This is a genomic window from Paenibacillus sp. FSL P4-0338, from assembly GCF_038002365.1.
GTDB lineage: Bacteria > Bacillota > Bacilli > Paenibacillales > Paenibacillaceae > Paenibacillus_AQ.
In genome coordinates this window covers 3,195,238-3,214,057 of sequence record NZ_JBBOCG010000001.1, presented here as the reverse complement: position 1 = coordinate 3,214,057, position 18,820 = coordinate 3,195,238, and the positions used below count along the sequence as shown (strand labels likewise).

15 protein-coding genes and 1 pseudogene are annotated in these 18,820 nt (G+C 50.5%); 13 read left to right on the top strand and 3 right to left on the bottom strand.

Annotation, left to right across the window (positions count from 1 at the left end):
* Window positions 1–33 precede the first annotated feature (33 nt).
* The 8 genes from MKZ07_RS14100 (at window position 34) to MKZ07_RS14065 (ending at window position 12,256) form a co-directional block, all read left to right on the top strand.
* Window positions 34–1,785, top strand: coding sequence for a cache domain-containing sensor histidine kinase (locus MKZ07_RS14100; protein WP_341026215.1), 1,752 nt, complete (start codon window positions 34–36; stop codon window positions 1,783–1,785).
* Window positions 1,786–1,800: 15 nt separating this feature from the next.
* A complete protein-coding gene (locus MKZ07_RS14095; RefSeq protein WP_341026214.1) occupies window positions 1,801–3,369 on the top strand; it encodes a response regulator transcription factor in 1,569 nt (522 codons plus the stop codon).
* Between the two features lie 115 nt (window positions 3,370–3,484).
* Window positions 3,485–4,813 carry an ABC transporter substrate-binding protein gene (locus MKZ07_RS14090; protein ID WP_341026212.1) on the top strand — a complete coding sequence of 443 codons (1,329 nt, stop codon included), beginning with the start codon at window positions 3,485–3,487 and terminating at the stop codon, window positions 4,811–4,813.
* A 158-nt stretch (window positions 4,814–4,971) separates the two neighbouring features.
* Complete coding sequence (locus tag MKZ07_RS14085) at window positions 4,972–6,753, top strand: cache domain-containing sensor histidine kinase (protein WP_341026211.1); 1,782 nt, start codon at window positions 4,972–4,974, stop codon at window positions 6,751–6,753.
* Between the two features lie 5 nt (window positions 6,754–6,758).
* Window positions 6,759–8,378 carry a helix-turn-helix domain-containing protein gene (locus MKZ07_RS14080; protein WP_341026209.1) on the top strand — a complete coding sequence of 540 codons (1,620 nt, stop codon included), beginning with the start codon at window positions 6,759–6,761 and terminating at the stop codon, window positions 8,376–8,378.
* A gap of 95 nt (window positions 8,379–8,473) precedes the next feature.
* Window positions 8,474–10,381, top strand: coding sequence for a glycoside hydrolase family 32 protein (locus tag MKZ07_RS14075; RefSeq protein ID WP_341026207.1), 1,908 nt, complete (start codon window positions 8,474–8,476; stop codon window positions 10,379–10,381).
* Window positions 10,382–10,398: 17 nt separating this feature from the next.
* A complete protein-coding gene (locus MKZ07_RS14070; protein ID WP_341026205.1) occupies window positions 10,399–11,334 on the top strand; it encodes a carbohydrate ABC transporter permease in 936 nt (311 codons plus the stop codon).
* Window positions 11,335–11,416: 82 nt separating this feature from the next.
* Window positions 11,417–12,256, top strand: a complete 840-nt coding sequence (locus MKZ07_RS14065; RefSeq protein WP_042238663.1) for a carbohydrate ABC transporter permease — start codon at window positions 11,417–11,419, stop codon at window positions 12,254–12,256.
* 325 nt (window positions 12,257–12,581) lie between these two features.
* Here MKZ07_RS14065 and MKZ07_RS14060 read toward each other — a convergent pair.
* From MKZ07_RS14060 to MKZ07_RS14050, 3 genes and pseudogenes are all read right to left on the bottom strand, one after another.
* Window positions 12,582–13,139, bottom strand: a pseudogene (locus MKZ07_RS14060) (aldo/keto reductase); the annotation flags it as partial.
* Window positions 13,054–13,248 (bottom strand): AraC family transcriptional regulator N-terminal domain-containing protein, encoded by a 195-nt coding sequence (locus MKZ07_RS14055; RefSeq protein ID WP_341028003.1) that lies wholly within the window; start codon window positions 13,246–13,248, stop codon window positions 13,054–13,056. The gene MKZ07_RS14055 and the pseudogene MKZ07_RS14060, both read right to left, overlap by 86 nt.
* 63 nt (window positions 13,249–13,311) lie before the next feature.
* Entirely contained in the window at window positions 13,312–13,431 is a 120-nt protein-coding gene (locus MKZ07_RS14050) for a DUF2642 domain-containing protein (RefSeq protein WP_341028000.1), read from the bottom strand.
* A 435-nt stretch (window positions 13,432–13,866) separates the two neighbouring features.
* On the opposite strand from MKZ07_RS14050, the gene MKZ07_RS14045 reads away from it, so the two are divergent.
* The 5 genes from MKZ07_RS14045 to MKZ07_RS14025 are packed head-to-tail and all read left to right on the top strand — an operon-like array spanning window position 13,867 to window position 18,727.
* On the top strand, window positions 13,867–14,187 hold the full coding sequence (locus MKZ07_RS14045) for a PadR family transcriptional regulator (protein ID WP_341026203.1): 321 nt from the start codon (window positions 13,867–13,869) through the stop codon (window positions 14,185–14,187).
* A complete protein-coding gene (locus tag MKZ07_RS14040) occupies window positions 14,180–14,740 on the top strand; it encodes an HAAS signaling domain-containing protein (RefSeq protein WP_341026201.1) in 561 nt (186 codons plus the stop codon). The genes MKZ07_RS14045 and MKZ07_RS14040 overlap by 8 nt, the downstream gene beginning before the upstream one ends.
* Window positions 14,730–15,512 carry a DUF4097 family beta strand repeat-containing protein gene (locus MKZ07_RS14035; protein ID WP_341026199.1) on the top strand — a complete coding sequence of 261 codons (783 nt, stop codon included), beginning with the start codon at window positions 14,730–14,732 and terminating at the stop codon, window positions 15,510–15,512. The genes MKZ07_RS14040 and MKZ07_RS14035 overlap by 11 nt, the downstream gene beginning before the upstream one ends.
* Window positions 15,513–15,535: 23 nt before the next feature.
* Window positions 15,536–16,312: an ABC transporter ATP-binding protein gene (locus MKZ07_RS14030; protein WP_341026197.1), complete on the top strand. Its 777-nt coding sequence runs from the start codon at window positions 15,536–15,538 to the stop codon at window positions 16,310–16,312.
* Window positions 16,313–16,315: 3 nt separating this feature from the next.
* On the top strand, window positions 16,316–18,727 hold the full coding sequence (locus MKZ07_RS14025; RefSeq protein ID WP_341026195.1) for an FtsX-like permease family protein: 2,412 nt from the start codon (window positions 16,316–16,318) through the stop codon (window positions 18,725–18,727).
* Window positions 18,728–18,820: the final 93 nt, after the last annotated feature.

Below are 18,820 nucleotides of genomic sequence, written 5' to 3'. Positions count from 1 at the left end.
CAGGCTGCAACTTTGCAGGGTCAGGGGGATCTCATGAAAATACACCGGCTGTTCCTGTCGATCAGCATCCGCAGCAAAATCATTATACTGTCCATCGCCTGTTCCTTGCTGCCGCTTGTGCTGATTGCTTCCTTAACCTTCGTCTATGTAAGCAAAGTGATCGAAAACAAGATGTCCGACACCACCTCCAATCTGCTGGGCTCCATCAATTGGAATATCCAGACGTTCGTGAACGATGTGGAGGCGATCTCGAAGCTGATGTTGTCCTCCCGTGACGTTCAGAATTTCCTTGCCTATAGCAAGAATGATTTCAAGGAGATCTATGACCTTCAAAATGCGACCCGCAGTCTGATCGTCAATATTACCAACAACAAATCCTATATACGTTACGTTTACGTGGGCAGCGGGCAAAGGGAACTGATTACCACAAACCAATGGGACAGGTTAACGTACGACAATATCTATCAGGCAGTCTCACGGACGAAATGGTATCAACAGGTGGGAGATATGGGCGGGCGGGGCTTGTGGCTGAACAGCGATGAAGTCCGGCTGGTCAAGGACACTCCGAACCTGCTGCTGTATGGTAAACAGTTAAACAACCTGGAGACGCTCGAACCGATCGGCATGTTAATCATTTCAATCGACAGGCGGGTCTTCGATGAGATGTTTCGAAACATTTCCAATGCGGAAAACGGGAATTTGATGATCCTGGAGCAAAATAAAGTCATTTATTATAACTCCCGCACAGCCGGCCTGAAGCAGCTTCCTCCCAAAGAAATGAATCTGCTCTACGGTTTGCCCGAACGAGGCACCCGCATCGAAACGATGGGCGGAGAACGGTATGTCATCACCTTCGATACCAATCCGGTAACCCGGTGGAAAGTCGTCAGCATGATCCCTTATTCTAATATCAATTCGGAAATTGTCTGGATACGTAATATTACGCTAACACTGACAATGGTGGCTTTCCTGCTGGCTGCTTATGGTTCGTATTTAATCTCGAAGCGTATCACGAAGCAATTGACTTTACTCTCCTCTGTTGCCAGAAAAGCGGCCAAACGGGAGAGGATCGAAGGAATCCTCTTTCAGGAGGAAGATGAAATCGGGAAAATAGGCAATCAGTTCTTAAGGACCTTCCGCACCAACTCTGAATTATCGGACAAATTAATAGAAGCCAGGCTGAAGGAGCGGGAAGCAGAGCTGCACGCGCTGCAAAGTCAAATCAACCCTCACTTCCTGTACAATACGCTGAATTCCATCTATCTGATGGCCGAACGAATCGGTGCCAAAAACATCTCGAAAATGGTCATGTCGCTGTCTAACATGTTTAAGTTAAGCTTGAATAACGGGGACTATATTACCACTGTCCGCAATGAGATCGACCAGGTGAAAAATTACTTGGAGATTCAAAATATCCGCTATAACGGAAAGTTCGAGGTGACCATTGAGCTTGAACCGGAAATTGGGCATATCCGTATGCTTAAGCTCCTGATACAGCCGCTGGTGGAGAATGCGATTTTTCATGGAATCGAGCTGAAGGAGAGCCAAGGGAATATTTACATTCGGGGACGTATCGAAGGAGAGACGCTTGTATTCGAAGTCGAGGATGACGGCGTAGGCTTTGATCCTGCGGTTACGCAGCCTAAGGGATATGCATTAAGGAACATCCAGGAGAGGATTCAATTGCATTATGGCCAGAACCACGGGCTGCGCATCGACAGCATTCCAGGCACCGGAACCAAAGTTACCGTAAGGATCGGAATCATGGATGAAGACCGGCTATGAAGGTGGGATTACATCATGTATAAACTGTTTATAGCGGATGATGAACAGCTGGTGGTGGAGACATTGTCGGCTGTGATCGACTGGAACGCGTATGGTATAGGGATCGTAGGGACGGCAACTAACGGCAAGCAAGCCCTGGAACGGATTCTTCAGTCCGATCCGGACATTGTGCTGACAGATATTCGGATGCCCGGCCTGAATGGGCTGGAGCTGATCCGTGCCTTGAAGGAGAAAGGCCGTAAGGCGGAATGTATCATCATTAGCGGGTATTCCGAGTTCGAATATGCCAAAGAAGCCATCAAGCTGGAGGCTGTGGATTATCTGATCAAGCCGGCAGAGCTGGAGGAAGTAGCCAAGACTGTCTCAAGAGCGCTCAAGCGTCTGGAGCGTAATGCGGATGCCACGGAGAATCGCCCTGAGCTTCGGAATGTGGCAGCCTTGAACCGGGCGGCGTTTACAGATCTAATCGTCCATGCCAAACGCCCATCGTTCGATCAGACGCCCTACGAACGGTATAACCAGTTTGCGGTCCTCGTGATTGGAAGTACGCAGACGCTGTGGCTTGAACGAATGAAGAATAATGGCGCTACGGATGCGCTCCTCAGCTTTTTGACGAATCGCGGAATCGTTGTGGACCTGCTCTACGAGCAGCAGAAAGTCATCTTATTGTGTATGGCGGCCATGGAGGACAATGAGCCGTTAACAGAAATTGTGCTGGCTGCAGCCGAAGCCTTCTCGAATGACAGCTCAGCGGACGATATTTCATTGTCGTTTGGACTGGGGCCGGTTGTAGCTGGAATTATAGATGCAAATCTCTCTTTTGTGGCCGCTGACAAGGCATGTGAAATGGGGGTGTTCTTTGGGGTTCCGGTTATGGAGGGAAGCCGCTTAGAGGAGATTACCCGCATATCCTGGAAGTGGCTGAGCGAGTGGTCTGACTACCTCCAGTCCTTCGTCCGTTACGAACAGAAAGAATTCGAGGAGATGCTTGAACGCTGGATGGAATGGGGGACGGGTCGGCTGATGGCTCCTGTTCTGCTTAAGAAGGCAGGCATAGAGTGGGGGAACAAGATGCTCGATCTGATTGAACAGGACTATGGAATTAAGATTGAGAAAGTGATCGGCGCCCGCCCGCAGCTGATGGACAGGATACTGGACACGACGGACTGGGCGTCTTTGCAGCAACAGTTGCAGGATTTAGCGAAGAGTGTGCAATTCTATTTGAGTGTAACTAAGACTACCATGAAGGAAAAAGTGGTTCAGGAAATCAAAGCGTATCTTGAAGCCCATTACCATGAAAATATCGGGCTGGATCAATTGGCCGAACGGTTCGGGCTCAATTCCTCCTATGTAAGCAACTTGTATTCCAAGTCGACCGGACAGACCATTCTGGAATATATCACTTTGCTGCGCATTCAGACAGCGAAAAAGATGCTGAGAGAAAGCAGCTTCAAAATCTTCAAAATATCCCAAAGTGTCGGCTATGATAACCAGCGGTATTTCTGCCAGGTATTCAAGAAGGTTGTGGGTGTAAGTCCCGGCCAGTATAGAGAAGAACATATGATGAAAAGTGATTGCTTTTGATAGAAATACCGAACATTTTGAAAGTTGAGTGCAGAGAATAATGAATTTTATCATCGGGCAGGTTTGATAATATTCAATTGTAAGCGCAGACAGTAGATGAAAGGGGAGGGCATTATTGAACAGTAAGAGTAAAGTGGTACTAAGCGCAATGTTGGCATGCGGACTGCTCGCCGGATGTGGAAGCAAAGGGGAAAACGCGCAGCCGGAGGCGGGAAGTTCGTCGGCACCCAAAGAAGAGAAGGTGTCGCTCACGTTCTGGAGAAACTCGGGCAATGACGCCGAGAATTCAGCCTATGACAAGCTGGTGACCTCGTTTAATGAAGCGCATCCAAATATCAAGGTTGAGATGAGTCCAATTCCGTATGCCGATTACGATACCAAGCTGAGAACATCCATTGCTTCGGGCAGTCCCCCTGATATTATGGCCGTCGACGGCCCGAATATGGCTTCTTACGCCCAGGCGGGTGCTTTACAGCCGCTGACCGCCTTTTTCAAGAAGGACGGTAACCTGGAGGATATTCCGGAATCGACCATTGCCACGTATACCTATAATAATGAAATTTACATGGCTCCGCTCACTGAATCCTCCATTGCTCTTTTTTATAACAAAAAAATGTTCGAAGCGAAGGGAATCCCTCTTCCCTCCAAGAACCCGGAAGAGCCTTGGACTTGGGATCAGGTGCTGGATGCAGCTAAAAAGCTTAACGACCCGGCCAAAGGCGTGTACGGCATTGACCCGGCGCAGGGCTTCGGTAATGCAGGAACAGCAGCATACTTTAAATATCCGATTATTTGGCAGTTTGGCGGCGAGATCATGAGCCCGGATGGAACAACCTCCAAAGGCTACCTGGATAAGCCGGAGACCAAAAAGGCGTTGCAATTCTTCTCCGACCTGTATAATAAAGATAAAGTGTCCTCTCTCGAATACCCGCCAGATCCGTTCCCGAACAGCCAGCTGGCGATGACGGTTGACGGCTCCTGGTCACTGGGCAATTATGCTGACAAGTTCCCTAATTTCAAATTAGGCGAAGATTATGATATCGCGCCGCTTCCGAAGGAAACCCAGCAGGCTGTCGCGAACGGAAGCTGGTCGCTGGCCATTTCCTCGAAGAGTAAGAATGCTGAAGCTGCCTGGCAGTTTGTAAACTGGGTGACGGGTTCTGAAGGGGCTAAGACCTATTGCTCCATCACAAAAGATATTCCGGCCCGCTATTCAGTAGCCAACGAGTTCCCTGAGCTGGGTCAATATCCGAAGAATATCTTCGTCGTACAGAATCAGAAATTCGGCAGACCGCGTCCGATTACACCGGTCTTCCCTCAAATGTCCGAAGCGGTAAACAAGATGATTGAGGAAGTGACCATCGCCGGACGCAACGCGGATGCAGCCATTGCCGACGCCATCAAAAAGATTGACAAGGCATATGCAGATCTGCCGAAAAAATAATAAAATCTCCAAACATTACAGAAACGGCAGCCGCCCTTTATCAAAAGGGCGGTAAAGCTGTTTCTTCTTTCAGCTTCAAGAAGCTTTAAAATTCAGCTTTACGTTGTGGGGTTATTTTGAATTTTTGGACCATAATGATAGCAAGGGGCGCGGTTGTCATGTTCTACTCGTTACGCAGCAGATTGATGTGGGCTTTTTCGGTCCTGCTGATCCTTCCGATTACGGCGGTTGTCTTCATCCTCAGCAAGGAATCGTCGGAGCAGATCCGTAAATCTACCCAGACTTCCACGCTGCAAACCATAGACCAATTTGCCTCCCATGTCAGCACGCTGCTGACGCAGATTGAGGATATGGGCAACCAGGTGCTGAGCAGCGACATCACCCAGGAATGGATAACCGCCGACCTGAACGATGAGAGCACTAATGGGGAAAAGTATCTGGCCAAGCAAAAGCTGCGGGAGCTGTTATCCTCTTATGCGATCAATAATTCGAATGTGATTTCCATTTCCACCTTTGCGGACGGAAAGGGCGGGTTATGGACACAGGACCTGGGCTACTTGAAGAGCGACTGGTACAGCCAGTTTATGGAGCAGGACGTACGCTGGACGCAGGCTCATAAGGACAAGGATCAGGCCGACGACAGCATACGTTCGCGCGAAATCAATAGCCTTGTGCTTCCTTTGGTGCAGCTCCAGTCCTTTAAGGATGTCGGAGTAATCAAACTTAATTATCCTACGGTGCTGCTGCGCCAGGATTTGGATAAAATCAGCTTCGGCAAAAGCGGCAAAGCCTTCCTGCTGACGGCTGATGGCCTGAGTGTACTCAATCAGGATCTGAGAGGGGCTGAGGGGCTGCTTAGAGACGGGCTTGCTACTGTGCAGAAACAAAGTGGAGGACAGACCAGCGGGATTTTCCCGCTTCACCAAGGGGGGACCGACTATCTGTTCTTTTACCGCAGGCTGCCTGCACAGAACTGGCTGATCGTCGGCGAGGTGCCGGAGGCGGAGCTGTATGCCACCATCACCAAGCTCAAAGAAACGCTGCTCCTTGCCAGCTTTGTGCTGCTGCTCCTTGTCATTATTGTGGCGCTGTGGCTCTCTACCGGCATAACGAAGCCATTAAGTGCCATGGCCCGGGCCATGCGGCATGTCAAAAACGGGCAATTTGAGCTGGCGTTGAAGGATATGCCCAAGGTTAGATCGCGGCAGAGCGAAGTGGATTATGCGGCGGGTGTATTTGAGCAGATGACCCATCAGCTGAAGTATCTGATCGAGACGGAATTCGAGACCAATCTACGCCGGAAAAATGCCGAATACAAAGCGCTCCTGCTGCAGATCAATCCACATTTTTACAACAATACACTGGAGATCATCAGCGGTCTGGCGGCGATGAAGCGGGAGGATCTGGTCATGGACGCCACGGAAGCACTGGGTAAAATGATGCGGTATTCGCTGAGTCTCGATACGGATCTGGTTCAAGTCAGCGAGGAGCTTGGCTATATCCGTGACTACCTGTTCCTCCTAAAGCTGCGGCATGAGGATCATTTGATGGTGGAGGTCCGGCAGGATTCTGCCGCGGATCAGCTGCTCATCGCCAAGTTCATTCTGCAGCCGCTGGTAGAAAATGCGGTGAAGTACAGCCTGGAAAAAGGGGGAATCGCCGAGGTGGCGATCACCTCCAGCGTGTGTGGAGAGCGCCTGCACCTGCAGATCCAGGATAACGGTTCAGGAATGACACCGGAACTGATCGCCAGCATTCTTGCCGATACGGAGCTTAGGGACAGTGTGGGAATCTTAAATCATAAAGGGGACAGCATCGGACTGCGCAATGTACTCTCCCGCTGCCGTCTGTATTACGGCGGGCAGTTTGAAGCCGTGCTTGATTCGAAGCTAAATACAGGAACAACCATTACACTGAAGCTGCCGCTGATAGAGAGGTGATTATTATGTATGATATTATGCTGGTGGATGATGAGAAGGGGGTCCGCAACAGTATCAAAGCTAAAATCGATTGGGAAGCCGCCGGATTCCGGGTCGTCTCGGAGGCCTCAAGCGGCAATGAAGCGCTGCAGCTGCTGGAGCAGGGACCGCTGCCGCAGCTCGTCATCTCCGATATCCGTATGCCGCAGATGGACGGCATTGAATTTATCCGTATCTGCAAAACGAAGTATCCGCTGCTTAGGACGGTTGTGCTGTCGGGATACTCTGACTTTGATTATCTGAAATCGGCCATACAGCTTGGAGTGAAGGATTATTTGCTGAAGCCGGTAGCCCGCGCAGAACTGAATGAGCTGCTTGGCAAGCTGGGTGAAGAAATTAGACAAGAGCAACAAAAACTGCAGGCCTCAAGGCAGGATCTGCTGCAGAAAAATGAGCAGCTGCGGCTGCTGCAGGAGAATTTTTTGCTGCAAATGGTCAAGGACGAGTGGTACAGCTTGGCGGCGATCAAGGAACGGCTGCAGCAGCTCCAGCTGACCCCGCTGACGGCGGATGATCTGAAGCTGCAGTTTGTCGCTGTGGAGATGAGAGTGCCGGCAGGGCGGATGGCGGACCGGCAGGAGCGCCGGGATCTGCTCAATTTGGCTTTTCAGATGTTATGCCGGGAGACGGCTGCCAAGCGGGAAGGAATCTATCCATTCAGCGATGTCGCCAATTCCGCGATGATGTATTTTCTGGTTATTATGAAGCCGGGGCCGGAGCATACCGATCGAACGGACAGGTTCGTAGAAGAACTGAAACGAAACATCGCCAGTTACCTGAAGCTGGAATGTGTGACGGGAATTGGCGAGGAAGTGGAGGGACTCAAGCGGCTGAAGAACGGTTATGCTTCATGCATGCTGTCCTGGAGTCAAAGCACCGTGTATAAAGATGAAGAGGGCGAACGGAGCCGGGTGATGGAGCTTACGCAGGCTTTTACCCCGGAGGTGGAGCGGAAGCTGGTGCAGGCGATTGAGAATTTGGACATGAGCACCTTCCGCCAGCAGCTTGACACCATTTTCAGTAGCGACAGAGATACGCCGATGTTTGCTTTTACCTTTCTGGCCCTGCGGATGCTGCTGATGTTCAGCTCCATCGCCAAAAAGTTCGAGCTCGGCGGCTCCGCCCTGCAAAAGTATTTGTGGAACTGTCAGATGACCATTGCCGATTACCAGTCGCGTGAAGGCGTGCGGGGGCAGATCGATGAGCTGGCGCAGCTTGTCATGGGCGAAGTGAAGAAGCTCCGCTTCTCCAGCGGACAGCATATGGTCGAAGCGGTCAGGAAATACGTGGAGGAGAACTTCTCCTACGAGCTGGCGCTCTCTTCTCTTGCTGAAATGTTTCATCTGAATGAGACCTATTTATCCGGGCTGTTCAAGCAGCATGTGGGCATTACGTTCAGCGACTATGTCACCAAGCTGAGAATGACCAAGGCGGAGCAGCTTTTGCAAGAGAACGAACTGAAGCTGACTGATATCGCCATGCTTGTCGGCTATTCCAGTTCCAGCTATTTCAGTACCTCTTTCAAGAAAAACAGCGGCAAAAGCCCCAAGGAATACCGTGAATGGTATTTGAAGAATCAACCCTGAGAACATCACAACTTCTGAGCCGATCATATTGAAATAATTTCTCTGGCCGATCAGCTACAATAGTGTCAACTAAACAAGGAATAGGAGTATGCAGCATGAATGTTTCCGGGGAGAAGCAAGCGCATAAAAGGAGCAAAACTATAAGCAAACTGGCGTGTGCGGCTGTAGTACTGCTGGTTATCGCAGGGTGCACTATTGGCGGCAACGGCAATCATAGAAGCAATACTTCTACAACTCCGTCCAATGCCATCTCTACTACTGCACCTGCCGTCTTCCAGTTTTCTGATGATCCCAATTACTACACGGAGCTATACCGCCCGCAGTATCATCTGTCGCCGGAAAGCGGGAATATGAGCGATCCGAACGGAATGGTATATTTCGAAGGTGAATATCACCAGTTCTACCAGAACAGCGGCCAGTGGGGTCACGCCGTCAGCACGGATCTGATTCATTGGCAGCATCTGCCGGTAGCGCTCCTGCGCGATTCGCTCGGGGAGATTTGGTCAGGCAGCGCCGTGGTGGACTGGAAGGATACGAGCGGTTTTTTTGGCGGTGAAGCGGGACTGGTTGCGATCTTCACCCATTTCAAAGGGGGAATGCAGTCGCAGAGCCTGGCGTACAGTTCTGATAAAGGACGCACCTGGATCAAATATGAGGGCAATCCCGTGATTCCTAATCCGGGACTCAAGGATTTCAGAGATCCCAAGGTGTTCTGGCATGAGCCTTCGCACGCTTGGGTGATGGTTGTCTCGGTGGACAACCGGGTGAGATTCTATTCCTCTCCAGACCTGAAGACCTGGCAGATGACCAGCGAATTCGGCGCCGATCAGGGCTCGCATGCCGCCGTCTGGGAATGTCCGGATCTGTTTGAGCTTCCCGTGGAAGGCAGTAAGGAGACCCGGTGGGTGCTGGCGCTCAGCATCGGCAATAACAGCTCAACCCGTGGCTCGGCGGCGCAATATTTCATCGGCAGCTTTGACGGACAGACATTCAAGAACGAGAATGAGCCCTCCAAAGTGCTGTGGACCGATTACGGAAAAGACTTCTACGCCGCAGTGTCCTACTCGGATATTCCGGAGAGTGACGGCCGCCGGATCTATGCCGGCTGGATGTCCAATTGGCGCTATCCGTTCTCGATGCCAAGCGCTCCGTGGAAAGGGAATTTGTCGCTGCCACGGGAGCTGAAGCTGCGCGAGATTCCCGGTGAGGGATTACGCCTCGTCCAGCAGCCGGTGCAAGAGCTGGAAGCTTTGCGTGGCCAAGCGGTCAAGGTGGAATCCCAGCGGCTAGAGCCAGGCAGCAATCCACTGGCCGGTCTGCACGGGACCTCCTATGAACTTGATACCGAGTTCACCGTGAAGGGGGAGGCGGAATTCGGAATCAAATTGAGAAAAGGTGCAGATCAGGAGACCAATATATCGTATAACAACGCTAATTCAACGCTAACGGTGGATCGAACCCAATCAGGCGACAGTTCATTTGAAGCCGGGTTTGCTGAAACAGTCCAGGCGCCCTTAAGAGCGGTGAACGGTAAAGTCAGGCTGCATATCTATGTGGATGAATCGACGCTGGAGGTGTTCGGCGCAGACGGTGAGACTGTGATTTCCAGTATTCTTTTCCCGGAGGCTACCAGCAATGGGTTGGAGCTGTATGTGAAACAAGGGGACGTGACGCTGGACAAGGCCGTCTTTTATCCGATGGCCAGTGTATGGCGGAATGAGGATCCGGATAGCTCGGAACCGCTTCGCGTCCTGCTTAGCCAATCTAGTGTCGATGTTCCGCTTGGCGGCACTACGGAAGCGGCAGCGGCGGTCGTTCCGCTAGCAGCTCCCCAGGAGCTTACTTGGGTGTCGAGTGATGAGGCCGTTGCACAGGTGGAGAGCCGTTCCGGAACAACCGCTGTCGTAAAGGGGCTGAAGGAAGGCCAGACGGAGATTAAAGCTCTTGCCCCGGGTGGGCAAATATATACCGTAATGAACGTGTACGTCTATAAACCGGATTGAAATGGAGTGAAAAGATCATGACAAGCGTTACAGCGGCAGCTGAGTCTGCCTCCAAAACTGCCCCATCCAGCAAAAAGCCCCGCCGGTTTCTGCGGGGAGAAGAAATAACCGCCTGGTGGTTCGTGCTGCCTTCCTTTGCTTTGCTGCTCATCTTTGTGTTCTATCCGATGCTGCAAGCCTTTGTGATCAGCTTTCAGAATTATAACCTGGTAGGATCGACCCGCAGCTTCATCGGGCTGGACAATTACAAGTCTCTGATGACGGACAGGGATTTTCTGGCCAGTCTCAGGCATTCGTTTCATTTTGCCATCGTAGTGATTCCGATTCAGACCGCGATTTCACTGGGCTTGGCACTATTAATCCAGAAAAAGTTCAAGCTTACCGGTCTGTTCCGCACACTCTATTTCATTCCGGTAGTCATTTCTACGGCTGTGGCCGCAACGGTGTTCAAACTGATCTACAACAAGGAATTCGGGATTCTGAACAATGTGCTGAAGACACTTCATCTGCCCACTACCAATTTCCTGTCCAACCCGGATACGGCGATGAACGGCGTGATCATGCTGGGAATATGGAAAGGCGTAGGTTTTTTCATGATTATCTTCCTGGCCGGACTGAACAACATTCCGCAAGATTTATACGAGGCGGCCCGGGTAGACGGTGCTACCAAAGTTCAGCAGTTCTTCCGCATTACGCTTCCTTTGCTGAACCGTACCACGGCCTTCGTGGTGATTATGACGACCATTGATGCCATTAAGCTGTCCGGCCTTGTGTTTGTATTGACCAGTGGAGGACCCAACGGGGCTACCGAAACCGCAGTCTATTATATCTATAAAATGGCCTTCCAGCAGATGCAGATGGGCTACGGCACCGCTGCCGCCTTTATTCTGTTCGCGATTGTTCTCGCCATCTCGCTCGTGCAAATGAGACTGTTCCGGAACGCGGAACATTAATGGAGACGCTTCTGTAGTCCATTTTGCTGCAGAGGAATTTTAAGGAAGCGGCTGTTTCGTAAAACTACTAGGAGGAATCCACATGAACCGCTTTGCAAGCATTGCCAAGTATACGGTGATGACCGTTCTGGCTGTCATTTCAATTATCCCGATCCTCTGGATGATCTCGGGTTCACTACGCCCTTATGAGGAATTATTCAAGTACTCCTCCAGTCTGAATATTCATTTGTTCGTTCCTGTTCAGCCAACGCTGGCTAACTTCAAAGAGGTTATCTTCAGTGAGGGCAACCCTTTTCTCCGCTATATCGCTAATACACTGTTTGTGGCAGGGATTGTAACCCTGCTGGTGCTGTTAGTGAATTCGATGTCTGCGTTTGCTTTTGCCAAGCTGCGTTTCCGTGGCAAAGCGGTTGTCTTCGCCCTGTTCATGTCGGCGATGATTATTCCCGGTGAAGTAACGCTGGTCCCGAACTATCTGCTGATGAATTATTTCGGCTGGCTTAACTCCTATAAGGCGCTGGTGATTCCTTCGATGCTGTCTGTGTTCGGAATCTTTCTGCTGCGGCAGTTCTTCGCGGAGATTCCGGATGAGATTCTGGAGGCGGCCAAAATCGACGGAGCCTCGATGTCCCGGACTTTCTCCAGTATTGTCTTGCCTGCGGCTGTCCCGCCGATGATCACTCTTGCGCTGATGACCTTTCTTGGCAACTGGGATTCCTATCTGTGGCCTCTAATCGTTATCAATGACGAAAAGAAACAGATGATTCAGGTAGCCATTGCCACGTTCTCCTCGGTGGAAGGAACAGATTGGTCCAAGATTCTTGCCGCAAGCACCATTTCCACGGTTCCGATCCTGATCCTGTTTCTGTTCCTGCAGCGCTATTACATTCAGGGCATTACGATGTCCGGTGTGAAAGGGTAATGGAAGGAAGGGGAATAACGATGAAATACGACAAGGTGGCTCATGCTGACGATACTTGCTCCAATGTCTGCAATGGCCGCCCCGGCTGCCATGAATAACAACAGCAACCTTACGTATGAGGCAACGAAGAAGACCGTGATCGAAAAAGCAAGAGGCCCATGCAACCCCGCATGGGCCTCTTACTCCGTTCAATTCACTTCAAACCACCCGGAATCGCAACCTCATGCCCAACGGTAGCTGCCATGCGGGCTATCGATTTCGGGTCGGGATTTTTGACATTTACGTCGATACGAGGGGTGTATGCGGCTTCCAGCCGCTCAGCTTCTTCGTCGGCACAGAGCGGGATCATCTCGTTCTCTTCTTCGCGTGCAATCAAGTTGTAGTTGTGTTGCATGGAGATGAAGCGGGCCCAACCGTTTGCTTTCTGGAGATGAAGGGCCTTTGCGAACTGCCAAGTTCTCATGGTGGAAGCGCCCCAATAGCGCACTTTGCCCATTTTTACGAGATCATGGAGGGCTTCAAGCGTCTCTTCCCACGGGGTAAAAGGGTCAGCCCCATGAATCTGGTACAGGTTGATATAATCCGTTCCAAGACGTCTCAAGCTGTGGTGAATTTCCGTCATAATCGCCTTGCGTGAGAGCCCGAATGAATTAGGTCCTGAACGCATGGGAGCACCCAGTTTGGTGGCAATGACGACGTTCTCCCGTGTAGCATAATCCTTGCGCGCCCTGCCGACGCTTTCCTCGCTGGTTCCGTGCGAATACAAATTAGCGGTATCGAAGAAGTTGATCCCTCCCTCAAGTGCGTGTCTGATCACAAGGCGGCTGCCTTCCTCGCCCAGCGCCCAGCCAGGGTAACCACTGAGGGGATCTCCAAAGCCCATACAACCGATGCAGATCGGGGGATGCTTCCAGCACTTCGGCAATGATCGGCAAATCCATAGAGGCTACAAGGTAGTGCGGTGGACCATACCTGAAGCGCTCTTTACCAATGACGATATCCTTAAGACCTTGAACGACGATGCATAGTGAAGGGTGTTAAGCTTGCAGGGAGGTTCAGCCTCGGTGGAATGGTAAGGAACGGAACAAGCAGCCGCTAATCCTACCGCGAGTGGTTTCGAGCACCACCTGCTTACCTTTTACAGACATTAAGGTTTCGACTACGTAGGGATCAATAGGCTAGACCATAATTGCTTGCGGCATTTGTTGCTACAATTCCAGGCAACTTGTTGATAATTCGTTTCCATGGGTAAACCTCCTCAAATACTATCTCGTCAACAGTCTATGGACTACAACCCATATCCATCACGGCATATGCCCATAGCACACAAAATTCATAATGAAATAAGCCCATTGTAACGAGAGATAAACGATGAGAATGGATATGAACGCAATCATTACAATAGCCTTGAGCAGTCCCGACAGTAGCATAGAATTGATCTCCGCCAGTTACATCTGAAGGACTAATGTTAAGGAGTGAGAAAATCATGAGTAAACGTGAAATACAACTATTACCTCCAACTACCTTGCATTAAACAGTAGCAGATGGTAATCTTTGTATTAGTAACTACTGTTTATTGCACAGTACTAAATAAAGCGTGGTGATAAGTATTGAATGTTCAGTTCAAGAAGGGTGTGCTGGAGCTTTGTGTTCTTGTTTTAACATCGCAGAAAGACCGTTACGGATATGAGCTGGTGGAGCAGATCTCGCAGAAATTCGCCATAGCCGAGGGCACCATCTATCCGTTGTTAAGAAGGCTGGCGGCGGATGGATTATTTTCCACCTATTTATCTGAATCGGGTGAGGGGCCGCCCCGGAAGTACTATAAGATTACCGATGAGGGAAGGAGAGTCATGAACGACATGATTGAGGAATGGAATGCTTTTGCCATAGGAGTGCAGGAGATCATTGGGGGGGATCAGATTGAATAAAGAGGCCTATCTGAATGAATTGGCACGGTATCTGAAGCTGCTTCCTCCTGAGGAATGTGCTGATCTTATGGGGGAGTTCAAGGAGCATTTCGAGTATGCCCGGTTAAGCGGGCGGTCTGAAGCAGAGGTGATCACCAAGCTGGGTCATCCCCGGTTGATCGCCCGTGAATTACTGACCCAGTCGCAAATTGAAAAAGCGGACAAAGCCCCAACGCTCTTAAACGTAACGAGAGCGGTTAAGGCAACGGTTAGTTTGGGATTATTCAACTTAGTTATTGTTCTGCTGCCTTTTGTCGCCTCTTTGGCGATCTTGGCCGGGGTATTCGGCTTTGGATTTTTCTTGATCCTCTCTCCGGTTATATTAATAATTCAGTATCAGTCGGCCATGCTTATCTTCAATGGTATTTTTCTGATGCTTGTTTTGGCCGGCGGGGGGCTTCTGATCGTCATCGGAGCACTAAAGTTCACCCGGGTGTATTACCATCTTGTGCTCCGGTACCTGAAATATAATATGACAGTCATCAAAAAGGATGTGACCTCTTTTGAAAAATAGATTCCGGAACGTAACCAGACTTGCCCTTCTATTAATTGCTGTCGGAGTCATTGGAAATGTAGTGCTGTATCTGTTAGGCAATTCACCATTCAATTTGGTTGAGCTATCGGTTGAACAACCTGTCCGGATGGACAAGACCACAAAACTCCTTATCCATGCAGAGACGGGGACGGTGGATGTGGTTCCTATTCAGGGAGATGAAATCAAGGCAACCTTAGGAGGAAAGACGACCAAGTCGCTCCTTAAGGATTACCGGCTGAATATTACTCAGGATCAGGGACAGACCAGCATTGAGGTTGTTCAGGACAGCCGATTCCGCTTTTGGGATATCTATACGGATCTTAAGCTCACGGTAGGGATTCCTGCAACCCGGCTAGACCAGCTTGAGGTGGTAACGGACACGGGAAAAATTGATGTCGGCCCCGTCCTGGCGAAGGAATATCGGGCAATAAGTGACACGGGTTCTATCAAGCTGGATATAGAGGAGGGGATCATTCATGCGGAGACGGATACTGGTGAAATCACGGCCTCGCTTGAGCGCATCCGTCAAGATATCCATGCCACCTCGGATACTGGAGATATTACCATACAGACCGCTGAAGCGCCTCAGGCGCTCCGTACCCAATTCTCTGCGGATTCTGGAACCGTTCAGGTGACGCTGCCGGGTTATCAGGATGGTACTATCGGTGAGGGCGGGCCGCTCGTCAAGCTTATCTCTGACACCGGCGATCTTAAGATTGAACATTCAGGCGAAGATCAGAAAGAAGAATAAGATTGATTTTAGGAGGCGACCCCTTGATAACACAGATTCCCGGCAAAGAAGTCTTAATCAAGACTGTTGATCTATGCAAAATCTACTCCTCAGGCAATGAACAGTTTCTCGCAGCTAAAAGCATTAATCTCGAAGTATACAAAGGTGACTTTACGGTGATTATGGGCAGCTCGGGCTCAGGCAAATCTACGTTGCTATACCTCCTCAGCGGCCTTGACGGGATTACTTCCGGAGAAGTGATGTTCAAGGGACAGCGAATCGATGCATACACAGAGAAAGAGCTTACGGATTTCCGGTCCAACAAAATCGGCTATGTGTATCAATCGATCAATCTGGTTCCTGATTTCACCTTGCTGGAGAATGTGGCTTTCCCGGGATACGTGGCTGGCCGCAGCGCAAGCGGGGTGAACGAGCAGGCATTAAGCCTGCTGCACCAGATGGGGATCGGGGCACAAGCCGGACGCCTGCCGTCCCAGGTATCTGGAGGACAACAGCAGAGAGCGGCGATTGCCAGGGCGCTCATCAATTCGCCGGAGGTGATTTTTGCGGATGAGCCTACAGGGGCATTAAGCCAGGAGCAAGGCGCAGTGATTCTGGATCTGTTGACGGAGATGAACCAGAATGATCAATCGATCCTTATGGTGACGCATGATATCCAGGCTGCGTGCAGAGCGGACCGGTTAATCCTGGTCAAAGATGGCACGATCGACGGGATTCTGGAGCTTGGCAAATACGCACCGGATCAGTTGAAAGCGAGAGAAAACCAAATTTTCATGTTCATGTCAGGGGAGGAGAGGTAGCGGATGTATGCGGTATGGAAACTATGCTGGACGAATCTGAAGCACAAAAAAGTGCAAAACAGCTTCATTGCGATCATCATCATGCTGGCAGCTCTGCTCCTCTCGACCGCCGTGTCCGTTCTCAACAACACCAACCGGATGTATGGGAGTATGCATGACCAGTCCCGTGGCGCTCACCAAATATTGCAGATGGAGAATGGCATCCACGATCCGGTCGAGGTACATAAATGGTGGGAGGAGCAGTCAGGGGTAACGGCTTCGGATTTGATGCGGTACCGCTATCTGTCCAGTATGTCTCACGCCGGGAAAGAGATCCCCAATGTGGACTTGTTCATGATGGATGCGCCCGAAGGGCCTTTTCCCGTGGACCGGCTGCAGTTCGTGGAAGGGGAAGAACAGAGCACACCGGAAGCAGGAACGGCCTGGATTCCCACCTCGCTGGCTTATTCCAATGATATTCATGTGGGCGATTCGGTTGAGTTCAAGACAGATGAAGGGACCATCCGGTTGAACGTTGCGGCCGTCGTTGTGGATATTTCCTACTGTTCGCCTTTTGCTACAAGCGGGAGAATCTGGCTGAATCATGAGGATTATAACACGCATATGACCCTGCTGCCAGGCGGCGATAAGTATATGACCGGACTAAGATTTGAGGATTACAGCCAACATAGGACCTACTGGGATAGATTCGAGCAGTCTCTCGGGACCCCCTACCTGGAGTCGGTTAAGGACTTCGAGAGCTTGTCTTCCTATTATATGATTGCGAACCAGGTGATCAGCTTTATGATGATTTTTCTGGCTGTAGTCATGATCTGCGTGGCCCTGTACACCTTGGGATTCACGATTGCCGATGCCGTCCTCTCTAATTACAGAACGATAGGGATCATTAAATCTGTCGGATTATCGTCCCGCAAAGTCATTATGGCCTATGTTGCGCAATACACCTTCCTGGCGCTCGTATCGGTCATTCCGGGGATGCTGGTCAGCAATATCCTCTCCGGCACCATTGTTGCGGGTTCCATGGCTTATCTCAACACAGGTTCATCAGGGATGAATGATCTATTATCAGTTACAGGCGTGGGGACCAGCATTGCTGTTGTTGCAATAATTTTCCTCTCGACCCTGCTGTTTGCGAATAAGGCGCGCCATGTTGAGCCGGCCCAAGCTGTTCGTTATGGCATGTCCGAGAAGGAATACTCCCACCAATCCAGGGGTAATGGAACATGGAAAAGAAAGCTTCTGCAGCTAGGCACTCTTCCCACCTCGATGATTATCGGGCTAAGGAGTGTCACCAAGAATATCCGGGGTTCGCTGCTGATTGTGCTGATCTCAGCGTTGTCCACTGCGGTACTTGTCTTTGGGTTCCTGTTCGTATACAGCATTGCTTCCATCCATGGAACCATTGCCAAATGGGGGTATGATTCGGCCGATCTGTCCATCAGAATCGATAATCCAGCCAAAATGACTTTTGCACAGCTTCAGGAAGAAGTCCTCTCCGACCCAAGGGTTAAGAATTACTCGCGGTACGGGGATGCCAATGCGGTGGTGCCGATTCCTCCGAAGGACGGGTCTGCCGTGAAGCAGGATACGATGGGAATCTTACTGACGGTCGCGGATGGAAACTATGATGAGATAGGCTATGAGAATGTGGACGGTCACAACCCTGTGTCTGCCAATGAAATCTCGGTTGGAGTGAATGTCGCCCGAACGCTGGGCATCCAAGCAGGGGATTCTCTGGACATTTATATTGAAGGGGAAGAACATACACTGACCGTCACCGGAATCTACCAGGCGATCGCGAACATGTCCAATTCGGGGCGGATTACCGCCGATGTCATCAGAACGAGTAATCCGGATTATGGAAGTGAGATGAGCACCACTTTTATTAATCTGAATGAGGGTACTTCAACCGATTCATTCGTGAATGAATTGCAAGAGCGGTACGGCAGTGTACTCGGCATCGCCAGTCAGGCTTCGCTTGTGGATGAGGTATTCTCCCAGGCGGTCAAAATCATCGTGCTGCCAGTGTCCGTCATGGCGCTGTTGTTCATCGTCATTACGTTCGTGATCATCTACAGCATTTGCCGGATCAATATGAAAAAAGAGAGCCGAACCTACGGCATTTACAAGTCCATCGGCATGACCTCACGCCAGATCCGTCTGTCGGAAACCACCGGAATCCTGGTCGTATCGGGGATCGGTGCGCTGGTAGGGATTCCTGTAGGTTTATTAGGCCTCCCGCCACTGCTGAACGTGATCCTGTCCGATTATGGGATTATTCAAGTTCCTTTGATTATGAATGGGGGAGGTATCACTGCGATGATTCCCCTGAGTGTCATTGCCGCAGGTTTGGGGTGCTGGGCAGCATCTAAATCTATTCGAAGTGCGTCGCCGCGGGTGTTGGTGGTGGATTGATGGGGGGGAAGGTGTTAATAAGAAGGAATAAATACTGCACTAGCGTGAATATTCTAAATATTCATGCTAGTTTAATTCGCGGGGGGATTAAAG